General features: G+C 72.3%; 16 protein-coding genes. 11 read left to right on the top strand and 5 right to left on the bottom strand.

Annotation, left to right across the window (positions count from 1 at the left end; all coding sequences use genetic code 11):
• Positions 1 to 32 precede the first annotated feature (32 nt).
• Positions 33 to 869: a helix-turn-helix domain-containing protein gene (locus tag WMF14_RS33050; protein ID WP_437792730.1), complete on the top strand. Its 837-nt coding sequence runs from the start codon at positions 33 to 35 to the stop codon at positions 867 to 869.
• 90 nt (positions 870 to 959) lie between these two features.
• The gene (locus WMF14_RS33045) at positions 960 to 1,454 is read left to right on the top strand and encodes a VOC family protein (RefSeq protein ID WP_437792728.1); all 495 of its coding nucleotides are present in this window, start codon (positions 960 to 962) and stop codon (positions 1,452 to 1,454) included.
• 87 nt (positions 1,455 to 1,541) lie between these two features.
• Here WMF14_RS33045 and WMF14_RS33040 read toward each other — a convergent pair whose 3' ends face one another.
• Positions 1,542 to 2,150: a response regulator gene (locus tag WMF14_RS33040; protein ID WP_437804341.1), complete on the bottom strand. Its 609-nt coding sequence runs from the start codon at positions 2,148 to 2,150 to the stop codon at positions 1,542 to 1,544.
• A 1,123-nt stretch (positions 2,151 to 3,273) separates the two neighbouring features.
• Between WMF14_RS33040 and WMF14_RS33035 the strand changes: the two genes are divergently transcribed.
• Positions 3,274 to 4,197, top strand: coding sequence for an undecaprenyl-diphosphate phosphatase (locus WMF14_RS33035; RefSeq protein WP_437792726.1), 924 nt, complete (start codon positions 3,274 to 3,276; stop codon positions 4,195 to 4,197).
• Here WMF14_RS33035 and WMF14_RS33030 read toward each other — a convergent pair.
• Complete coding sequence (locus tag WMF14_RS33030) at positions 4,179 to 4,463, bottom strand: cupin domain-containing protein (protein ID WP_272094932.1); 285 nt, start codon at positions 4,461 to 4,463, stop codon at positions 4,179 to 4,181. The two genes, WMF14_RS33035 and WMF14_RS33030, sit on opposite strands and share 19 nt — an antisense overlap.
• Before the next feature lie 405 nt (positions 4,464 to 4,868).
• Here WMF14_RS33030 and WMF14_RS33025 point away from each other — a divergent pair, with 405 nt between their 5' ends.
• Together WMF14_RS33025 and WMF14_RS33020 are read left to right on the top strand one after the other, a co-directional pair.
• Entirely contained in the window at positions 4,869 to 5,291 is a 423-nt protein-coding gene (locus tag WMF14_RS33025) for an RNA recognition motif domain-containing protein (RefSeq protein ID WP_272094931.1), read from the top strand.
• Between the two features lie 107 nt (positions 5,292 to 5,398).
• A complete protein-coding gene (locus tag WMF14_RS33020) occupies positions 5,399 to 5,584 on the top strand; it encodes a hypothetical protein (RefSeq protein WP_272094930.1) in 186 nt (61 codons plus the stop codon).
• An 82-nt stretch (positions 5,585 to 5,666) separates the two neighbouring features.
• Here WMF14_RS33020 and WMF14_RS33015 read toward each other — a convergent pair whose 3' ends face one another.
• Both WMF14_RS33015 and WMF14_RS33010 read right to left on the bottom strand, forming a co-directional pair.
• Positions 5,667 to 6,023 (bottom strand): hypothetical protein, encoded by a 357-nt coding sequence (locus tag WMF14_RS33015; RefSeq protein WP_437792724.1) that lies wholly within the window; start codon positions 6,021 to 6,023, stop codon positions 5,667 to 5,669.
• 653 nt (positions 6,024 to 6,676) lie between these two features.
• Positions 6,677 to 7,495: a hypothetical protein gene (locus WMF14_RS33010; protein ID WP_437792722.1), complete on the bottom strand. Its 819-nt coding sequence runs from the start codon at positions 7,493 to 7,495 to the stop codon at positions 6,677 to 6,679.
• A gap of 652 nt (positions 7,496 to 8,147) precedes the next feature.
• Here WMF14_RS33010 and WMF14_RS33005 point away from each other — a divergent pair.
• Complete coding sequence (locus WMF14_RS33005; RefSeq protein ID WP_437792720.1) at positions 8,148 to 9,185, top strand: hypothetical protein; 1,038 nt, start codon at positions 8,148 to 8,150, stop codon at positions 9,183 to 9,185.
• Positions 9,186 to 9,300: 115 nt separating this feature from the next.
• On the opposite strand, the gene WMF14_RS33000 is transcribed toward WMF14_RS33005, so the two are convergent.
• On the bottom strand, positions 9,301 to 10,560 hold the full coding sequence (locus WMF14_RS33000) for a hypothetical protein (protein WP_437792718.1): 1,260 nt from the start codon (positions 10,558 to 10,560) through the stop codon (positions 9,301 to 9,303).
• A 445-nt stretch (positions 10,561 to 11,005) separates the two neighbouring features.
• Between WMF14_RS33000 and WMF14_RS32995 the strand changes: the two genes are divergently transcribed.
• From WMF14_RS32995 to WMF14_RS32975, 5 genes are all read left to right on the top strand, one after another.
• Positions 11,006 to 12,457 (top strand): RNA polymerase sigma factor, encoded by a 1,452-nt coding sequence (locus WMF14_RS32995; protein WP_437792716.1) that lies wholly within the window; start codon positions 11,006 to 11,008, stop codon positions 12,455 to 12,457.
• Between the two features lie 460 nt (positions 12,458 to 12,917).
• Entirely contained in the window at positions 12,918 to 13,544 is a 627-nt protein-coding gene (locus tag WMF14_RS32990; RefSeq protein WP_437792714.1) for an RNA polymerase sigma factor, read from the top strand.
• 123 nt (positions 13,545 to 13,667) lie between these two features.
• Complete coding sequence (locus WMF14_RS32985; protein ID WP_437792712.1) at positions 13,668 to 14,747, top strand: DUF72 domain-containing protein; 1,080 nt, start codon at positions 13,668 to 13,670, stop codon at positions 14,745 to 14,747.
• A 48-nt stretch (positions 14,748 to 14,795) separates the two neighbouring features.
• On the top strand, positions 14,796 to 17,984 hold the full coding sequence (locus WMF14_RS32980; RefSeq protein ID WP_437792711.1) for a hypothetical protein: 3,189 nt from the start codon (positions 14,796 to 14,798) through the stop codon (positions 17,982 to 17,984).
• A 69-nt stretch (positions 17,985 to 18,053) separates the two neighbouring features.
• Entirely contained in the window at positions 18,054 to 19,157 is a 1,104-nt protein-coding gene (locus WMF14_RS32975; protein ID WP_272094920.1) for a deoxyhypusine synthase family protein, read from the top strand.
• The last annotated feature ends 19 nt before the right edge of the window (positions 19,158 to 19,176 follow it).

Here is a 19,176-nt window from a genome sequence, read left to right as displayed (position 1 = left end):
AGCCATGGCATGATGCCTCTCCCGGGCCGCCCATGCGCTTCGTCACGTACACCCCGCCTCCGCCACTCGGCCGCTTCGTCCGCCTGCTCTGGTACTACGCCGCCCCCGAGCTCCCCGACCTGCTGGAGCGCGTGCTCCCCAGCGGCGCCATGAGCCTCCTCATCAACCTCGCCGAGGACGAGCTGCGCTGGTACGACGGCGCTGCCGACGGCGGCGCCGCTCGCTGCCACCGCCTCTCCGGCATCGCCGTCTGCGGCGCCCACGCCGAGCACTTCGCCATCGACTCGGCGGAGCAGCGCGCGATCGTCGGCGCCGAGCTCTCCCCGGGCGGCGCGGCCCCGTTCTTCGGCCCGGACGCCGGGGAACTCGGCGGCGCCCACGTCTCGCTCGACGCGCTGTGGGGGCGCGAGGCCGCCCTCGTCCGCGAGCGCGTGCTCGAGGCGAAGACCCCCGAGGAAAGGCTCCGCATGCTCGAGTCCGCCCTCGCAGCGCGCCTTCTCCGGCCGCGCGCGCCGCTCGAGCGCGATCGCTCGGTCGACTTCGCGCTCGCCGCGTTCGCGGACCAGGCCCGGGCGTGGACCGTGGCCGACGTGACAGGGCAGCTCGGGATGAGCTCGAAGCGGTTCATCCGGAGCTTCACCGAGCGCGTCGGCCTCACCCCGAAGCGCTATTGCCGTGTGCAGCGCTTCCAGCAGGCGGTCTCCGCGATCGAGCGCGGCGAGCGCGTCTCCTGGGCGGGCGTCGCGGCCGCGTGCGGCTATTACGACCAGGCGCACTTCATCCACGACTTCCGCGCGTTCGCCGGCCTCACGCCCACCGAGTACGTGACCAGGCGCCGCGAGCGGAACCATGTCCCGCTCGACGGCTGACCGCCGACGCTGGCCGAGCCGGCGCTGCCGGCTCAGCCGGCCGGCATGTTTTTACAATACCCGCTCCGGCCGCGTGGGCATCCTTCGCCCATGACCCAGCGACCACACCCCATCGCCCCGCCCCCGTACCACGCCGTCGTGCCGCACCTCGTCGTCGCCGGCGCGCCCGACGCCATCGCGTTCTACAAGAAGGTGTTCGGCGCGACCGAGAAGCTGCGCCTCGCCGACCCGAAGCTCGGCGGCGCCATCGTCTGCGCCGAGCTCGTGATCGGCGACTCCATCGTCAGCGTCGCCGACGAGGCCCCCCAGTGGAACGCGCGCGGCCCGAAGGCGCTCGGCGGCTCGCCGATCGTCCTCACGCTGAACGTCGAGGACCCCGACGCGGTCGCCGCGCGCGCCGTCGAGGCGGGGGCCAAGATCATCTACCCGATCGCGGACCAGTTCTACGGCCGGCGGGAGGGCAGGATCGAGGACCCGTTCGGGCACCAGTGGATCCTGTCGGCCTTCATCGAGGACGTCTCGGTCGAGGAGATGCAGGTGCGCATGGCGAGGTGGTGGGAGGAGCAGGGCCCGAGCGGCGCCTGACCTGCGCCGCGTCGGCCGCGTCGGCCGCGCGCCACTACGCCGCCGCGCCGCCGCCCGCGCCGGCCGCGGGGCGGCGCGGCCGCAGGCTCACCGGGCCCATCGCTTCCGGGCCCGGAGCGTGGACGCGGCGGCCCTCGCCGGCTCCGGCTCGTGCGGCAGATCGTGCGGCGTGGCGCCGCACGTCACGCAGGCCTCCAGCTTCGTGGATCTCGGCGCGTGCGACGACTCCGGCGCCATGCCGGCGTCGGGCCAGCCGCACGACACGAGCTCGCTCCCGGCGTCCGTCGGCGTGAGCGAGTCCGCCATCGAGTGGACCGAGCGCTTCATCTCGGTGAGGCGCGCCAGCTGAAGGACGAGCGCCGTGAGCCGGGCCGGATTGAACGGCTTGAGCAGGACGTGGTGATACACGGCCTCCTTCGAGCGCGTGTACTCCTCGGCGCCGGTGATGAGGAGACAGCTCGTGTACACGGGCATGTTCGCCACCCTCCGGAGCAGCTCGTCCCCTTTCATCCCAGGCATCACCACGTCGGAGCAGACCAGGTGAAACTCCCTGGCTTCGAGCAATACGAGCGCCTGCTCCGCCGACGTACATTCCACGACGTCGACGTCCCCGGAGAGGACTGCGGAGATGGACCTCAGCGCCCTTTCGTCGTCGTCGACGACGAGGACGCAATACTTTCGTCGGGAAGACGAGATCGTGGCGTCCCTGTGCTGACCCTGCGAAGAGGTGCGATGGACTCTTACGGTCGATGACACGGTGGCTGCCTCCCTGCGACGATGGCGGGCCCGCATCTCCTGCCGCTTTGCCGCGGAGTTGCGCGAGCGCGCTTGCGTGGTGTCGAGGGCCTGCACGGCACCCCCCGGCGCCGACGGCCTCTTCTATTGAGGTGTACACGACGATGTTTGTTCGAGTCAACCGCGCAACATGCTCTCTCGACAGGCCAGCGCGAAGATCTCGAGTTCCGTTCGACCTGCTTGGACGGTGTCGTGGAGGCACTCGGGACGTCGAAGATGCAACGCGAACGGCCCAGTTCAGTGCGGCTGCGGGCGCGCGCCTCGGGTCACGGTCGCGATGCACGGTGGAAACAAATGCAACTTGTTCGAATCTTCACATGGGTGTCGTGTGAGCTACTGCACTCGCGATGCCCTTCTTCTCTTCTTCGCACGCTTTCACACGGTTTCGCACGGCTGGCACTTACGTGCTGATCGGGACTTCCCTGTTTCTGTCGGGGCTTCCCCTGTCTCAGCTGCCATGTTCGTGTGGAGCTGGCGTTTTCGTGCTCTGCAGCTTGCGTCAGCCCGTGCGATCGCCCGCGTCGAGCCATGGGCGAACTGCGGCAGCGACCGGCAGGTGGCTCGAACACTCCTGTTGAGTCCGCCAAGCGATGGCTCGTGAAACGCTCCTGCTCGATGCGGGCGATGTTTGCGGCGATTACCGCTGTGCCGGCGCCCTCTCCGCTCGTTGGCCCAGGCGAGCGCCGACTACGACGCTCTCTTCCACGTCCTCCACGCGCGGCCCCGAACACGGCGGCGCGCCGCTCTCCGCGCTTTGCGCGGCCGTCGACGGCGAGATCGTCCCCGCGAGGACGACGCGCGCCGCGCGGTCGAGCGTGCCCCCGCTGGCGCGCCCTGCCGCCGGCGCCGCTCGCCCGCGTGGCTGGCGGCGCGGCGCTCGGGGGGCCCTGCCCCCACGGGATCTCGCGCCGACGGCCGGCGCTCTCCATCGCGCCGCCGCCGCCGCGCCGCGCTCCCGCCACGCGGCGCGATCCCGTGCGCGCTCCCGCGCACCTCTGGCCCACGTGAGGGTAGACTCGGCGCAATGTTCTGGTTCGATGCCGTCCTGCTCGGGGTCCTCGAGGGCCTGACCGAGTTCCTTCCCGTCTCGTCCACCGGTCATCTCATCCTGCTCGGCGCGTGGCTCGGTCACCAGAGCGAGGCGGCGAAGACGCTCGATATCGTGATCCAGCTCGGCGCGGTCCTCGCGGTCGTCGTCTATTTCCGCGAGCGCCTCTCGACCACCGTGCGCGGCATGGTCCGGCGGGATCCGGACAGCCTCCGCCTCGCGCTCGCCCTCGCGTTCGCGTTTCTCCCCGCCGCCGTGGTCGGCCTGCTCTTCCACAAGGCCATCAAGGCGTACCTGTTCGGCCCGGGGCCCGTCGCGGCCGCGCTCATCGCCGGCGGCCTCCTGATGATCGGCGTCGAGTCGGTCCGCCGCCGCCGGCCGGATCAGGGCGCTCCGCGCGTCGAGGACGTCACGCTCCAGCGCGCGCTCGCGATCGGCTTCGCGCAGTGCTTCTCGCTCTGGCCCGGCGCGTCCCGCTCGATGACCACCATCGTCGGCGGGCAGCTCTCGGGCCTCAGCACCGCCGCGGCCGCCGAGTTCTCGTTCCTCCTCGCCATCCCGACGCTCGGCGCCGCGACCGTCTTCGATCTCGTCAAGAACGGCCGCGCCTTGCTCGACGCCCCCGGCGGGATCGTGGCGCTCGTGGTCGGGCTCGCCGTCTCGTTCGCCGTCGCCCTGCTCGTGATCGCGGTCTTCCTGCGTTACCTCAAGCGTTATGGCCTCTCGCCGTTCGGCTGGTACCGCGTCGCCCTCGGCGCGCTGGTCCTCTGGCTCTGGCTCGCGAGCCGCTCCGCCCCTGCCGAGGCCGGCGCCGCCGCGGCCTCACCCGCGCCGCGGGGGGATGTCGCGACCGCAGCGGACGGCCTCGCCCGTACCGGCGATCACCCGAGCCGCCCGTAGGCGTACAGCCAGCGGGCCGTCGTCTCGCCCCGGTTGCGGACGGTGTGCACCACGCCGGCGCGGATCTCGATCTCCTCGCCGATGCGGGGCACGATCGTCGTGCCCGCGAGCGTGAGCTCGAGCTCGCCTTCGAGGACCATCAAGAGCTCGTCCTCGTCGTGAACGTAGTCCCTCCACACGCGGCCGGGCGGATCGGTCCAGAGCCCGCCGTGGAAGCCGCGCGCGCGCCAGCGCTTCAGCACCTCGTCGCGAGTCGCCGTATCCATCCGCGCCATCTTGCCCGAGGCGCAGGACATCTTCCACCTCAGCGCCGGAGCGGCATGGCCCGAACGCCCGAGCCAAGGCGCGCCCGCCCTCGTCGAGGCCGGCGCCGCGCGTCCGCGCTCGCGCGGGGGCCTGCACGCCTGCACCACGGACGGCCCGCTTGCGAACGACGGCGCATCGGGCTAGGATGCTTCTTCTCACGAACGTCCCTGGCCCTCGATACGACGCTTTCCCGCTTCCCTCGCGTGAGGGAGCCTGCAGCTCGCTCGGACGACTGGACGACGCACCGTGTGACCGCGCGGGAGTTCCGCGCGGCACGTCTCCGTTCGATCCGTTACGGCTTCGTCGGATGGCAGGCCGAGAGCGCCGCAGTGGCGCACCAGAAAGCCGTAAAAAAGCAGGATGGCATGGGAAATCGTCTCTACGTAGGAAACCTTTCGTTCAGCACCACCCGCGAGACCCTCGAGTCCGCGTTCGCCGCAGCCGGCGAGGTCCGTGAGATCGCGATGCCGACCGACCGTGAGACGGGGCAGCCGCGTGGCTTCGCGTTCGTGACCATGGGCTCGGCCCAGGCCGCGAACAGCGCGATCTCGCAGCTGAACGGCGCCGTCCTCGATGGTCGCGCGCTCAAGGTCAACGAGGCGCAGGAGCGCCCGGCCCGCGGCTTCGGCGGCGGCGGTGGTGGCTTCGGCGGCGGCGGCGGCGGTGGTGGCTTCGGCGGCGGCGGTGGTGGCTTCGGCGGCGGCGGCGGCGGCTTCGGCGGCGGTGGTGGTGGCCGCGGCGGTCGCGGCGGCTCCGGCGGCCGCGGCGGTCGCGGCGACCGGTACTGATCTCGCGGGCGCGGCGCGGCGCCGCTCGTGCGCCGCGCCTGCGCCTTCAGGACGCACCGCGAGGTGCTGAAGAACGCGCCCGGAGGCGCTGAAAGGCCTGGCTCCCCATGCAGCAGAAACAGGCAGCAATGAAGCGGCAAAAAGAACGCGCTCGGCAGGAGAAGCAGCGCGAGAAAGACGCGAACCGCCTCGCGCGCCGCAAGGAAAAGGGCCCCGGTGAAGGCGGAACACCAGGGGAGGATCCGGACATCGCAGGGATCGTCCCGGGGCCACAGCCTCCCGTTACCGAGTGAAACGCGCAGCGCGGGCCGAGGCGCGGACAGCGCCCCGGCCGCCGCTCGAGACGTACGCCGTCCCGGGCGATAAGCTCTCGCCCTACGCTTCCGGGCTACGGTACGTGGCCGTGGCGACGTAGCGGAGGACCCGGGAGCAGCACTCGCCGCCACAGCTCCCTCGACAGGCGCATTCACCCTCGAACCGCGCCGTGCGCGAAGCGAGGCTGCTCAGGATCTCCTGCGTCACGTCGTAGCCGCCGTTGTCACAGGAAGAGTACGAGCACGGCATTTCGAACAGCGCATGCGCATGCTCGACGACGACGCGGCGGATGTACTGCGTCTCATTCATGGCCGAATTGGGCCGGGTCTCGCGAATTTCCAGGTTCAGGCTCGTGAGCTGCGGCACCTTCTGAAGGAGCTTGCCGGCCGCATGCTCCCGCTTCTCGCGGAGCAGCATGCGCTCCTCCCGCTCGATATTCCGGCGACGGTTCGCTGAATACATCGATCACCTCTGTCCTGCCGGGCAGGAATATATCAATCCCCCTAGCCCCTGTTCAGTATAGCGCAGGCGACCGGTCGGCGCATGCACAATCTGGGCTCTCCACGCTGTCGGCGCTCTGCATTCGCAGCCTCATCCACGGCGAAGAGCGTGACGGAAGACCGCCTGGATCAGGAACGACATGCGTTACATCGGTCACATCGGTCACATCGGTCACACCGGTCACATCGGTCATGTCGGTCATGACGGTTGCCGTGACGACCAGGGCGCTCGCAGGACGCGTGAACATCGCCCGATGTCGAGCGGACTGTGGCGATCGCGATGAGCGAGCACGGGTTGGTGCGCACGACAGGAGTGCGGTGCTCCAGAGAGACGTCGCTCGGGGGCAGTTGAATGGCCAGAGAGCGCTTCCGCTGCCGGAGGACGGCGTTGTGGTGTACCTGAAGAGTTGCAGAGAGCAGCTCTGCGTGACCCGGCCGCGGCAGCCTCGGCCTTGGGCCGACCATCACGGGCCGCGAGTGGGACCGCTCCTCCTCGTGAGGGCCAGCGACTGGCCTGCACGACCGAGCAGCAGCCATCGTGAGCGTCAACAGGGTGACACCGGGACCGTGTCAGACCGGCGCGGTCAGCTCGCCGGCTCCGCCGGCTCCCGCGCCGGGCGCCGGGGAGGCGGCCGGGGCGCCGCTCGTCGCTTCGCCCTTGGCGCCGCCCTGGGCCCTCCGGGCGCTGGCCTCGCGGTGCGCGTCGAGCGGGCGGAGGGCCTTCCGGACGGCCTCGACGGTCTCCGGCTCGTCCTCGTCGACCATGCCGGCGACCTTGGTCGCGTAGTTGACGATGGCGGACTGGATGGCGCGCACGTACGTCGCGAGGTTCGATGTCGCGGCGGCCTCTTTCTGTAGCTTGTCCCGCACCATCGCGTCGTAGCGCGGCAGGACATTGCCGATCTGCTCGAGGAACTCGGGCCCTGCGACCGCGTCGATCTCCGGCTTCAGGCCCGCTTCCTCGATGTGCGCGGCGATGGAGGCCATCACCGTGTTCTGCACGGGGTACTCGGCGATGAGGAACGAGAGGCCGTCGTCGCCGAAGAGCTCTTTGACCAGCTCTCCGGCGCGCCGCGCCTGCGGGAAGCGCCCCTCGGGCAGCATCGAGGTCGCGATGAGGCGCATGCGCAGCGCCCCGAAGCTCGCATCGGCCTCCCTGTCGAGCACCCGTACGTCGTCCTCGGACAGGGCCCCGTTGACACGACGGCGCGCGGTGAGCGCCTTCTGGCCTGCCTCCGCGGCGGCCTTCAGCTTCGTACACGCCTTGGCGACGTTCTCCGGCGCCGTCTCCGGACAGGCTGCGACCAGCGCGTTGGCGAGGGTCACGCCATTGGCAATGTTGATGATGGGAGCGCGAACGTAGAGCGAAGCATCGAACGTTTGGTCCATCGTGGCACGCTAAGCAGGGCACTGTCCTTCGTCGAGCGCTCCTGTCGCCGTTAACGTGCTATGAACCGTGCTGGTGCGCAGCGCGGCGAATGTCTACAGAGGTGCTGGAGCGCGGGCCTGACACGGGCGGGATAGGGCGGTTGCATCCCGGAGCGGGGTGGGGCGGTAGCCGAGGCGGGCGACGTGCCCGCGGGGTTCGTCCACGGGGCGCCGGCGAGCTCGGAGATCCCGATGGGGTTCGCCTACGGGTCGCCGGCATGCTCGGAGATCCCGATGGGGTTCGCCGACGGGTCGGCGGCATGCTCGGAGATACCGCGGGGCTTCCCGGAACGGGTCGCCGTCGTGCTTGCGCAGACCGATCGGGTTCTTTCCAGAGGTCATCGACCTGTGGAACAGGCCCGGAGGTCTACCCGAACGGGTGAGCGACCCGTTCGGCAGACCTCGAGGCCTCCGGCGCCCGCCCGCGCGGGCGTGGCGGGCCGCAGCGGCCCGGAAAAATCCGTTGCGAGGGGTCGGTCGTGGTCCGTAATTCCACTCGGGGCATGCCGCGGCCGGTCACGGCTTCTCGGCGCTGCCCTGCACCCCTTGCCTGACGATCGAGCGGAGTCCCTTGCGCCATCCACGTCTGAACGCCATCGGGTGGAGTCTTGCCGTGTCCCTGGTACTGGCCGTGCTGCCGGCCTCCGGTCAGGTCCCGCCGGGCGGCGCGCAACTATCCTATACGCGCGGCCCGGGCGCGGAGGGGTGTCCCGAGGAGCAGGCGCTCCGGGACGTCGTCGCCGCGCAGCTCGGCGGGATCGACCCGTTCGTGGACGGCGGCAGCGGCGGCCGGCGGGTCGAGGTGGTCCTCGTGCGCAAGGGGCGGCATTTCCTGGGGGAGATCGCGCTGTACGACAGCGACGGCCGGCGGCTCGGCGGCCAGGAGGTCACGAGCGCGGCCTGCGGGGCGCTGGTGGAGGACGTCGGCACCGCTCTTGCGATCATGCTACGCCCGGCGCGAGCGGCGCGGGAGCCAGCGCCGTCGCCGCCGGGGCCGTCAGCTCCGGCGCCGGGGGAGGCAGCCACCGCGCCTTCGCCACCGGAGACGGCCTCCACGGGAGGAGCGCTGGCGGGGTCCCCGCGCGCGCCGGCCCCGGCGCCGCTGCCGCCGTGCGAGCCCGCCGCGCCGGCGCGACCCCGGGAGCGCCGTGGCCCCCCGCTGGCGTGGCCGCGGCTTCAGGCCGGGGCGGGGGCGCTGATCGCCGGGGGACTCGCGCCGGCGCCCGCGGTCGGATTCTCGGGGTTCGTGGGGGCGCGATGGGAGGCGTTCTCGCTCTCGCTGGAGGGACGTGTGAACATGCCGGTCGCTGCCGAGCCGTATCGGGGTGGGATCTTCGGGGTGTCCTGGCTCGGGGGCTCGATCGTCCCATGCAGTCACATGGCCTGGTTTTTCGGCTGTGGCCTCGTCACGGCAGGGCGCGTGCGGTACTTCGGTATGGTCAACGCTGTCGGGGAGGCGTCGTTGCCCTACGCGGGGCTCGGGGTGCGCGGTGGCGTGGAGGTGCCGCTCTCCTACTCCCTTGCCGCGCGGCTCTCTGGCGAGCTCGTGGCCAACCTCGTACGTCCAACGTTTCATCTCCGTGGCAGCGAGAATTGGTCGGTAGCCGGCTCTTCCAAGGTGGGAGTCTTGCAACTCCTCGCTTCGTTCTGATCTGGGCTCGATGGTTCGCCGCTCGGAGCGCGCGAGCCTGGCGCATCACGCCTGCTGGAAGGATGTGGATGAGGCTCTGCGTAGATGCTGCCGCGAGGGCCCAGGTCCACCTATCTCATGCAGGTACCGGATCAGGGATCGGCTCGGGGCGGCAGCAGAATGTCGCTGCGCCGAGCAACGCGACGCTGCCGTTCGGCTCGCCACCCGTCGGCTCGCAGGCGCCTGGATCGAGGCTGACAACGCTCGCGGATTTGCTCCCAAGCGCCGTTCCAGGGGAGATCGTACCACAGAAGGGAGCCTCGGAGCTCACCACCACGCCGACGGCAAAGTGTGAGCATGCACCATCGCTGAACGCTGAGGCCAGGACGCTGCAGCTGCCGCCCGCAGGATCGGCGCAGCCGCAGGGGGCGCAGCCGCGTGTGTCTTCGGCGCCGGCATAGAAGACGTGCCGGTCCGGGTAGGTCGCCGGGCAGTCCTGCTCTCCCTCATGATAGATGCACGTCAGGAACGCCTCGGGCGGCGCGGCATCGCCGGTTGGCGGCGCCGGGGTGCAGATCATCCCGGGATCGGAGCACGGCGCGAACGCCGTGCCGGTGCACGCCCGTGCGAAGAGCGCGAAGCTCCCGGCGCTTTCGGGCTCCTCCGGCTCCTCGGGGCTCTCCGCGATCCTGGGCGCGCAGCTTCCCGGAAGCACGCGGGGGGCCGGGATCTCGAGCGACTGCGCGCACAGGGCGCCATCGCACATCTCCCCGGCGGCGATCGCGCCGGCCGAGGTGCAGGCTCCGTCCCAACCTCCGGGAGCAGCGAACGGTGTCTCGGTGGCGCCGGGGACGTCGCAGGGAAAGCTCGTGTAGGCGCTCCACACCGCCGGTAGCTCGCACGAGGCGTCCGGCGGGTCGCACAGGCATGCCGGGCATGAGGGCGGCGCCGGCGCCGTGAAGTCCGCATGGCTCTCGTAGCCGACGCTCGGCGCAGCGGCGGGGCACTCGGGCGCGCGATCCGGCGGGCCGATCCAGACCAGCGCCGGCTCGGACCAGCCGAGCGGTTCCCTCGGCACGCACTGCCCGGTGCAGGTCTCCCGCAGGGTGGGATCGAACCCGGGGACCGTTGCGCTGTCGAAATCGGCGCCAGCACCGCCATCCGCGCAGGCGTCGCCTGCGTCAGGGCCGGCGTCGCCGCACGCGTCGGCGCCGTCGCCACCCTCCACGGGCTCCTCCATCACAAGACAAGGACTCTCCTTGAATCCAGGCTCGGGATCCCAGGGGCAATACCAGGCCTCCGGGGTTGCGCAGCCACCAGCCCAGGTGCCCAGCACGATGGTGGTGCACGACGCCATCACCATCGCGCTCTTCACCCGTCGAGCCCATCGCCTCATCGTCTCACCTCTTCACTCCGCGGGTGCAGCTGCCGAGAGCGCAGTGCTGCCGCGCGAACGCGTCCGGAGGGAAGCACGGGAAGAATGGCGCGAGAAGCCCCCTCCTCATGGACGCTCGCGGGTCCGCGTTGCGTCCGCCATCAGGTTCTTCTCGGAATGATCTGCGCAAAAAGTTCGCATCCATCGCGTGCCCGCCGAGCGAACCTCGTCGTATGGCGCTCAGATCGTGCCGAGAGATGCTGACAGGCTCGTCGATGGCCGCTCGCCGATGCGCCTGGTTGATTTCGCAACGGTATGCGGAAACATCATGTAATGCGACAGAACGGCGGCGACCATCGAGGCAGCTACGGGCGCCCCCGCACGTGGGGCCACCGGGGCCCGATCTTTTTTCTGACCCGCGTACGATTTCGCCACAATCCGGCCCATCTCGCCGGAACACGTAGAGATGACGGCGTCTCAACCCCCCCGGCCTCCGCCGGCCCCCGCCCATGACACCGACCCCGGATCGGCATCTGATGCCGACCCCGGGCTGACGGCCGACGCCGCCCCCGGGACGGCGGCCGAGCCGCCCCCGCGGCCCACCTTCGAGGAGGTGTACACGGGCCTGCTCCGGTACGTCCTCCGGGTGCTCTGGCGGATGGGGGTGCCGGCGCGGCACCTGCGCGACGTGGCCCAGGAGGTGTTCCTGGTCGTCCACTGCCGCTTCGGGGACTACGACCCCCGCTTCTCCATGAAGGCGTGGGTGGCGGGCATCGCGTCGAACCTCGCCCTGCGGCACGTGCGGCTCGCCAGGAACCGGCGGGAGCTGCTCGCGCGCTCCGACGGCGAGCGCGTCGACGTCGCGGACCCGGGGTACGACGCGGAGCAGCGGTTCGCGCAGGCCGAGACGCAGAGGATCGTCCGCGGGCTCGTCCAGCGCATCGAGGGCGACCGGCGCGTCGTGTTCCTCCTCTACGAGCTCGAGGGCATCGAGATGCGCGAGATCGCCGCGGCGCTCCAGATCTCGGAGAACACCGCGTGGGACCGGCTGCGGCGGGCCCGCAAGGAGTTCGCGGCCGCGGTCAGGCGGCTGGGCGCGCGGGAGCGCGACGCGCTCGGCGTGTACGGCGCGCGCTCGGCGCTGGCGCCGCTCGCCTTGGTCCACGGGCCGCTCCTGCTCGAGCTCGGGGACGCCCCGCTCGACCTGCCGGAAGACCTCGGCGAGGTGCTCTGGGCGCGGCTTCAGGCGCTGCTCGCCACCGGGGAGGGCGACGGGGGCACGCCAGCCGACCAGGCTGCGCAAGCCCTCCCGCCCGGCGAAGGCGCAGCAGAGGCTGTCCCCGCGTGGAACGCGCGCCGCGCCCAGGCGAACCTCGCGAGGGGTGGCATCGAGGTCACGCGGGCGAAGCTCGTCGCGGCAGGCGCTGCCCTGTTCCTGGGCGGGGCCGGGGCCGGCGCCGGCACGCTCTACGCGGCGCTGCCACGCACCGCCCCGCCGGAGATAGCCCTCGCTCGCGGTGACACGCTCGCGGCGGTTCTGGTTGGCTCCCGCGCTCCAGGCGCGTTCGCCGACGCCCCGGCGGCGCTGTCCTCGGCGGCGCCCGCGCCGGCTCCGCCCGCCGCAGTCGGCGCAGGGGCGGCCGTCCCACCGATGGATGCCGACTTGACCCTGATCCAGCGCGCGATCGCCGCGCTTGGATCGGGAAGAGCGAGCGAGGCGCTCGGCGCGCTCGACCGCCATGCGCGGAGCTACCCGCGCAGCCCGAGAGCCCAGCAACGCGAGACCCTGGCGATACAGGCCCTCGAGCAGACCGGCCGGCGCGTCGAGGCCGCGGCGCGAGCCGCCCGGTTCCGCGAGGCGTTCCCCGGCAGCGCATACCTGCCCGCCATCGAGGACGCGTTGAACGGCTCTCCGTGAATCCGTGAAGCCCAGCCCCGGCCCGCTCCACTCGGCCGGAACAGAGTGCCATCGAGGTGACATGAGCACCAGGAGCTCTGCTCCTCCGGTCGGCGTCCTCCGGTCGGCGTCCATCGCGCCCTGAGCCCATCGAGCGCTCTCCGGCCCCTTCAGCCGGAGAGCGCGCTCGACCCATCACCACGCCGGCGCGAGCGCGGTGTCGGTATCACGGGCGTGCAAACGAGCGTGCTCGCTCGATATTACGGGCGTGCAAACGAGCGTGCTCGCTCGATTTCGCAGCGAAGCGCGGGTGCGCTGGAGAACTCGCGCGCATGGACGCGTCATTCGACGAGCGACGGCTCACCATAGAACGCAACACCAGCGTGCTGCGGTGTGCCGTCGGAACTCCCACCCACCGTCGCGAACACTCTCCCTGCTGCCCGGCGCCGGTCTGCCGAGGCGCGGTGCGCCGGAGATCCCGATGAGCCGTCGCAAGCGCGGTGTGCCGCCTGCTCCGGGACTCTCGATGTCGCTGCGCCCCGAGGTATCGCCGCCCCTCGACGCTCTCGTCGCGGAGCGGCGCCTGATCCTGTCCAGGCTCATCGCGTGCGGCGTGCACGCGCGCGATTGCGAGGACGTGCTCCAGGACGTGCTCATCGCCGCCTGGAAGGCCATTCAGGCTGGCAGGTACCGCCCTGATCCTCGGATCGCGCCGCGCCGCGCGCTCCAGGGCTGGCTCCATGGCATCACGTGGCGGCAGGCAGGCCATCACCTGGGGCGCGCCCACGTCCGCCGCGAGGTCCCGGTCTACGATCCGCGCGCGCTTGTCGACGAAGGCAGCGTCGATCTGGACGGCAGGCTGCTTGCCCGCGCAGCGCTCCGCAGGCTCGTCGAGCTGCCTGCGCACCATCGCGATCTTCTCCTCGCCGCGGCAGGTCCCCACCCCTTGACGTCCTACGCCAGGGAGCACGGGCTGAACCCGGCCACGGCCGCCGGCAGGCTTCAGGTCGCCCGAAAGGCGCTCGCCGAGCGGATCGCGCGGCCGGCCTGGCAATCCGGGGATTCGTCGAGCGGAGCGCGGCGAGCGAGCTGGAGCGTATGCGCATGACGCGAGCTGGAGCGTATGCGCACGACGGGAGAACGGACCTTCGTGAGAGGCAATGAGCGCCTGTCGACGTATCTCCGGGCGAGCGCTTCCATCGCCGCAAAGAGACCTTAGGTTGGTCCCGATATGCACGAAGAAGCCCTGCGCGACCCGCCGCGGTCGCCTTCAGAGGAGACTCCCCACCAGGACCAGGAGGAGCCGCGTCTCGCGCGCGCCGCGGCCCTCGCGGCGTGCGCGCCTGTGCCCGCCCGCATCGGCAACGCCCTCGCCGGGACCGCCGGGTGGACGGACCCGACCCTGGTGAAGAGCCATAGATTCTACCCGAAGGGCGTGTCGAGCCCGGCAGAACGGCTGAAGTTCTACGCGTCCCAGTTCCCCGTGGTCGAGGTCAACTCGAGCTATTACGCCCTCCCGCGTCCGGGGATGGTGGCGCAGTGGATCGAGCGGACTCCGCCTGACTTCGTGTTCAACGTGAAGGCGTTCGCGCCGCTCACCCAGCACCCCGTGGAGCCCGCTCGCTTGCCCCCGGACGTCCAGGGCGCGCTGCCGGCCTCGCTCTTCGACCGGCGGCGCCTCTACCCGGCAGACCTGCCGGCCGAGACCCGAGACGCGCTCTGGGAGCGCTTCCGGATGGCGGTCGATCCGCTGCGCCAGGCGGGCAAGCTCGGGTACGTGCTCTTCCAGTTCCCTCCGTGGTTCACGGCGACGCGCGGCAACGTGCGTGTCATCGAGGAGTGCCGGAGGCGCATGGAAGGGCTCCCGTTCGCCGTCGAGCTCAGGCACGGATCCTGGGGTATGCCCGGCCGCATCGAGCGCGTCGTGGATCTCCTCCGGGACCTCGGCGCATTCTACGTCATCGTCGATGAGCCGCAGGGCAAGCAGAACAGCATGCCTCCCACCGCCCTCGTCGCCGATCCTCACCTCGCCGTTGTGCGCTTCCACGGCCGGCGCGAGGAGACCTGGGATGCGCCCGTCGGCGTGAACGAGAAGTTCAGGTACGTTTACGATCCCGTGGAGCTCGCTCCGTGGGCGGAGACCGTCGCGCGGCTCTCCCAGGAGGCGGAGCAGGTCCACGCGATCTTCAACAACTGCGTGTCCGACCATGCCGTGGTCGGCGCCAGAGGGCTCATGGCTCTCCTCGCCCGCAGGTCGGCCGCGCTGGCGGACGAGGCCGCCCCGGTCCCGGTGAGCTCGGCCGTCCACTGAGCCTCAGGGCGCCGCGGCGGCCTGCGAATCACGGTAGTCTCAGCCGCGATGATGCAGTCCAGAGCGGCGGGCGCTCCCCGCCTCGCAGCGCCACCGCGCCGGTCGCGGCGCGCGGCCGCGCTCCTCGCTGCGCTCGCGCTCGCCCGCTGCGGCGGCGCGCCGCCCCGACCCGCGCCGCAAGAGCGCGGCGCGCCCGCGGCGGCGCTCCCCCCGCCTCCTGCGCCCGTGCCCGCCCGCTGGGTCGACGCGAGCGGCGCGACAGCGATAGGGCCCCGGGTCGCCGGCGGCACGATCGCGCTGGTCGGCGGCCAGCGCGTCCTCGTCGGGGCCGACGGCGTGGCACGGCAGGAGACCGCGGCGTGCCCCGAGCCCCTGATCGAGCTCGTGCTGGTTCCGTCCGGAACCGGCCCGCGGCTCGTCGGGCGCGGCGTCCGCGGTGTCTACCGGTTCGATGACCCGCTCGGCGCGCCGGCGGTCCTCGCCCGCTCCGAGACGGACCTCCAGCGCATCGGCGGCGGTCCCGCCGTCGTCGCCGTCTGGGACGCCATCTCCGACGTTCCGATCTTCCTCGACATCGAGACCGGACAGCCGCGCACACTGCCGGGCTTGCCCGCCCTGCCGCTGCGCGCCCTCGCGTTCCGCGACACGCGGCACGGCGCCGGGCTCTTCGAGGCGGCAGGGCTCGCGGTCACGGCGGACGGCGGCGCGTCGTGGCGCCCCGTGGCGCCGTCGCCGGGCGGCGACGGGGAGGACGCCGACCCCGCCGCCCTGCTCCGCCTCGCCGACGTCCGTCTGCGCGACGGCGAGCTGATCGCCGTGACGCAGGGCAGGGCCTCGTCGTCCGGGCAGCGCGAGGCGCGGATCCTGGTCGCCGAGGCGCGGCTCGGGCCCGCCCCCGCCGACGACGCGCCGGAGCCCGGCCCAGGCGCGCCGCTGCTCCGCTGGATCCGCGCGACGGGGCGCCACCCGCTCGAGGCGGCGATCTCGAGCGGCGCGGCGTGGTCGTCCACCGCGATCACGGCGAGCCACGGCGTCCTCGCCCGCTTGGATCTCGCCACCGGCGCGCTCCAGGAGGTCGCCCCCTTCGGCCGCGGAGACTGGCTGAACGCCTGCGGCGTCGGCCGGGCGGGGCGAGCGGCGTGGGTGGCCTGCGCGCTCGGCGAGGGCGGGCCGGACGGCCGCCACGATCCGTTCGGCGTGCTCCAGGTCAAGCCCGGCCGCCCGCTCGGCAGCGAACCCCCCGTCCTCGTGCGGAGCGGCGAGGCCGAGCTCCGCGTGTCCCCGAGCGGCGGCGCCCTGCTGCTCGCGCCGTGCGACGCGGACGACGAGGGCAGCGTGTGCGTGCGGCAGCCGAGCGGCCGGTGGAGCACGGTCCGCCCGGGCACGGACGTCCGCTGGCGCGGCGCCGGCGCCCTCGCCGACGGGCGGATCGCGATCCTGCGCGGGCTCTGGGACAGCGACGTCGCGCCCCGCGACGAGCCCGCGCCGCGCGGCGGCGACGGCCGCGAGGGCGCCGCGCCCGGCGCCCAGGTCGCGGTGATCGACGCCGGCGGCAGGGAGGCTCCGCTGCTCCCGCTCGGCTGGCTGCGCGGCGGGGGCGACGACGTCAACGTGGTCAGCCCCATCGAGGAGGGGCAGGACGGCGCGCTGTCGTTCGTTGTGGCCGACGAGGCCGGAGACCTCACCGCCGTCGTCCTCTCCCCCGGCGGCCAGGCCTCGCGGGCTCGCCTCGCCGGCGCCGCGCACGCCGTGGTCCACGCCGGCCGCGGGATCGCCGTCGGGGAAGGGAAGGTGCTTGCTTCGGATGACGCCGGCCGCACGTGGTCGCCCATCGAGGTCCCACCCCAGGCCGCCGAGGAGATCGCCCAGAGCGGCGATCTGCTCGCCGAGCCCGGGATGCTGGCCGTGAACGAGGTCGGCCTGAGGATCGCGACCCACCTCCGCGTGGGCTGGGGGCCGCCGCTGCCCGCGCAGGGAGCGCCGTCCGGCGGTGCTGCGCTCGGGGCCGCGCCGCTCCTGCCGGTCCGCCCGCCGCCGGCCCCGGCGCTGCCGGAGCGCGCGCTCGCCTGCACGACACAGCCGGGGCCGCCGCCCTCGCCGGCGGGCGTGCCGCCGCCGCGCAGCGCCCAGGAGGCGCTCGCGCTGCTCGCCCGCGACGCGAAGCCCGGACCGGACGACCAGCGGCGCGTCTCGTCCGTGAGCGCCAGGCGCTGGGGCCAGCTCTCCACCGTCGCCGCGCTCGAGGTGCGCTCGCCCGCTGGCGCTGCTGCCAAGGGCGCCGGTCTCCAGGCGCGCGGCGCCTCCGCTGCGCCGCGGGCGACCTGGACGCTGCGCTGGCTCGACCCGACCGAGCTCCAGGCGAGGGTCCGCTCGTGGACGGGCCCGGCGCCCGAGGGCGTCGGCCGGGACGCGATCCTCGCCCGGTTCGCGGCGTCCGGCGGCCGGATCCTGTTCGGGGTGCGCGCCTCGGGCCGCGACGTGCTGATCCAGGTGAGGCCCGGCCGCGGCGCCGAGGTCGCCGAGGTGCCGCAAGAGCTGATGCCCGAGGCGGAGGTCGCGTTCAGCGAGGCGCCGGATGGGCCCGTCGCGTGGCTCCGCGGCGCGTCGCTCGTCGCGTGGTCGTCCGGCGAGGCCCCGCGGCCGATCGCCTCGCTCGCGAACCTCGGCGAGCCCGCGCTGGGGGAGCCGACCAGCGCCGGCGTGCCGCTCTTGCTCAGCTTCCACGGCCTGACGCTCGGCCGGACGGTGCCGATCCCGCCTGCGGCGACGACGGCGCAAGGAGCGACCGCGAAGGCCCCGCCGCTCCTGCCGCTCGACGGCTGGGCGATCGTCCCGAATGTCCGCACAGAGCTCACCCGCATGCCGGCGTGCGCCGCGCGCCCGCCCGGCGCGCGCTTCCTGCTCGATCGCGCGAGCGCGTTCGCGACGGTCGATGGCCACCGCGCGCCCGCGAGTACGGCTGTCTATGACGTCCGTGTGTCAGGTCGTGACGTTTGCGTGGCGAAGATCGCCGCGCTGATGGATCTGGAGCGGCGGACCGACGGTCAGCCCGGCGCGAGCCCGCTCGCGTTCGTTCGCGCCGATCTCGCGGCCCGCCGCGCCGAAGGCGGCGATCGCGGGATCGGCCAAGGCGCCGGGAAGCCCGGGGCAACGGACGCAACGGAGGGTAAAGCAGCGGGCAAACCAGCGGGCAGACCCGCGCGCCGCCTCGCGTGCTCGCTGGCCGTCCGGCCCTGAGTTTGCCGCTCTTGCGGCGAGCTTCGCGCTCGACGGCCCACCCCCCGCGCGGGTATATGTTCGCGCCCTATGTCCTCTCCGAAGCATCCTCGTCCCTCGCACCGCCAGCTCGGCGACGGCGTCGAAGACCAGCTCGTCCCGCTCGCCGCGCTCGACCCGCTGAAGATTGACTCTTTCGACGATCTGCTCCGCGCGATGAGCAGGACCGCGTTCAGCGGCCGCGCGCTCGGCGAGGCGTGCGACGTGCTCGAGGCGATGGTGCGCGACGAGGACTGCCTCGTCGTGGCGACGTTCTCCGGCGCGATGACGGTCGCCAAGATGGGCGTCGTCATCGTCCGGATGATCGAGGCCGGCATGATCGACTGCATCATCAGCACGGGGGCGCTCATGGCGCACGGGCTGAGCGAGGCGGTCGGCCTGACCCATTACAAGGCGAACCCGGGCATCTCCGACGAGACGTACTTCGAGAAGGGGTACAACCGCGTCTACGACACGCTCGAGATGGAGAAGAACCTCAACGCGATCGAGGTCTTCGTCCGGAAGGAGCTCGACAAGCTGGACCCCGGCTCTCCCTGGTCGAGCGAGATCATCTGCCGCCAGCTCGGCAAGGCGCTGGCGGACATGGGCGACTCGCCGGGCGTGCTCCGGAGCGCGTACCTCCGCGACGTGCCCGTCTACGTGCCGGCCTTCACCGACAGCGAGATGGGCCTCGACGTGGCGACGTGGATGCTGCGCAAGGTGAAGGCGCAGCACGGCGACAAGCCGGGGTTCGACGTGTGGCGCGAGGCCGTGCCGCCGCCGTACAACCCGTTCCTCGATCTGCTGAGCTACGCCCGCCTCGTCCGCAAGAAGAAGCGCCTCGGCATCTTCACCATCGGCGGCGGCGTGCCGCGCAACTGGGCCCAGCAGGTCGCGCCGTTCTACGACATCGTCGGCGATCGCCTGGACATCGAGGTCGATCACCCGCGGTTCCAGTACGGCGTCCGCATCTGCCCCGAGCCCGTCCACTGGGGCGGCCTGTCCGGCTGCACGTACTCCGAGGGCGTGAGCTGGGGGAAGTTTACCCCGCCGCAGGAGGGCGGGCGCTTCGCCGAGGTGTACGCGGACGCCACGGTCGCGTGGCCGCTCCTCGTGCGCGCGCTGCTCGAGCGGCTCGGCAAGATGCCGAAATAAAATAAAGTAGGGGGAGGAG

Source organism: Sorangium sp. So ce693, from assembly GCF_051521375.1.
Lineage (GTDB): Bacteria > Myxococcota_A > Polyangia > Polyangiales > Polyangiaceae > Sorangium > Sorangium atrum.
This window is presented reverse-complemented; position numbering and strand designations above follow the sequence as displayed.

Bases quoted from the DNA above. Each gene is read 5' to 3' on its own strand.
- WMF14_RS33050 (WP_437792730.1), top strand. From the start codon at position 33: ATGCGCTTCGTCACGTACACCCCGCCTCCGCCACTCGGCCGCTTCGTC.
- WMF14_RS33045 (WP_437792728.1), top strand. From the start codon at position 960: ATGACCCAGCGACCACACCCCATCGCCCCGCCCCCGTACCACGCCGTC.
- WMF14_RS33035 (WP_437792726.1), top strand. From the start codon at position 3,274: ATGTTCTGGTTCGATGCCGTCCTGCTCGGGGTCCTCGAGGGCCTGACC.
- WMF14_RS33030 (WP_272094932.1), bottom strand. From the start codon at position 4,463: ATGGATACGGCGACTCGCGACGAGGTGCTGAAGCGCTGGCGCGCGCGC.
- WMF14_RS33025 (WP_272094931.1), top strand. From the start codon at position 4,869: ATGGGAAATCGTCTCTACGTAGGAAACCTTTCGTTCAGCACCACCCGC.
- WMF14_RS33020 (WP_272094930.1), top strand. From the start codon at position 5,399: ATGCAGCAGAAACAGGCAGCAATGAAGCGGCAAAAAGAACGCGCTCGG.
- WMF14_RS33015 (WP_437792724.1), bottom strand. From the start codon at position 6,023: ATGCTGCTCCGCGAGAAGCGGGAGCATGCGGCCGGCAAGCTCCTTCAG.
- WMF14_RS33010 (WP_437792722.1), bottom strand. From the start codon at position 7,495: ATGGACCAAACGTTCGATGCTTCGCTCTACGTTCGCGCTCCCATCATC.
- WMF14_RS33000 (WP_437792718.1), bottom strand. From the start codon at position 10,560: ATGAGGCGATGGGCTCGACGGGTGAAGAGCGCGATGGTGATGGCGTCG.
- WMF14_RS32995 (WP_437792716.1), top strand. From the start codon at position 11,006: ATGACGGCGTCTCAACCCCCCCGGCCTCCGCCGGCCCCCGCCCATGAC.
- WMF14_RS32990 (WP_437792714.1), top strand. From the start codon at position 12,918: ATGAGCCGTCGCAAGCGCGGTGTGCCGCCTGCTCCGGGACTCTCGATG.
- WMF14_RS32985 (WP_437792712.1), top strand. From the start codon at position 13,668: ATGCACGAAGAAGCCCTGCGCGACCCGCCGCGGTCGCCTTCAGAGGAG.
- WMF14_RS32980 (WP_437792711.1), top strand. From the start codon at position 14,796: ATGATGCAGTCCAGAGCGGCGGGCGCTCCCCGCCTCGCAGCGCCACCG.
- WMF14_RS32975 (WP_272094920.1), top strand. From the start codon at position 18,054: ATGTCCTCTCCGAAGCATCCTCGTCCCTCGCACCGCCAGCTCGGCGAC.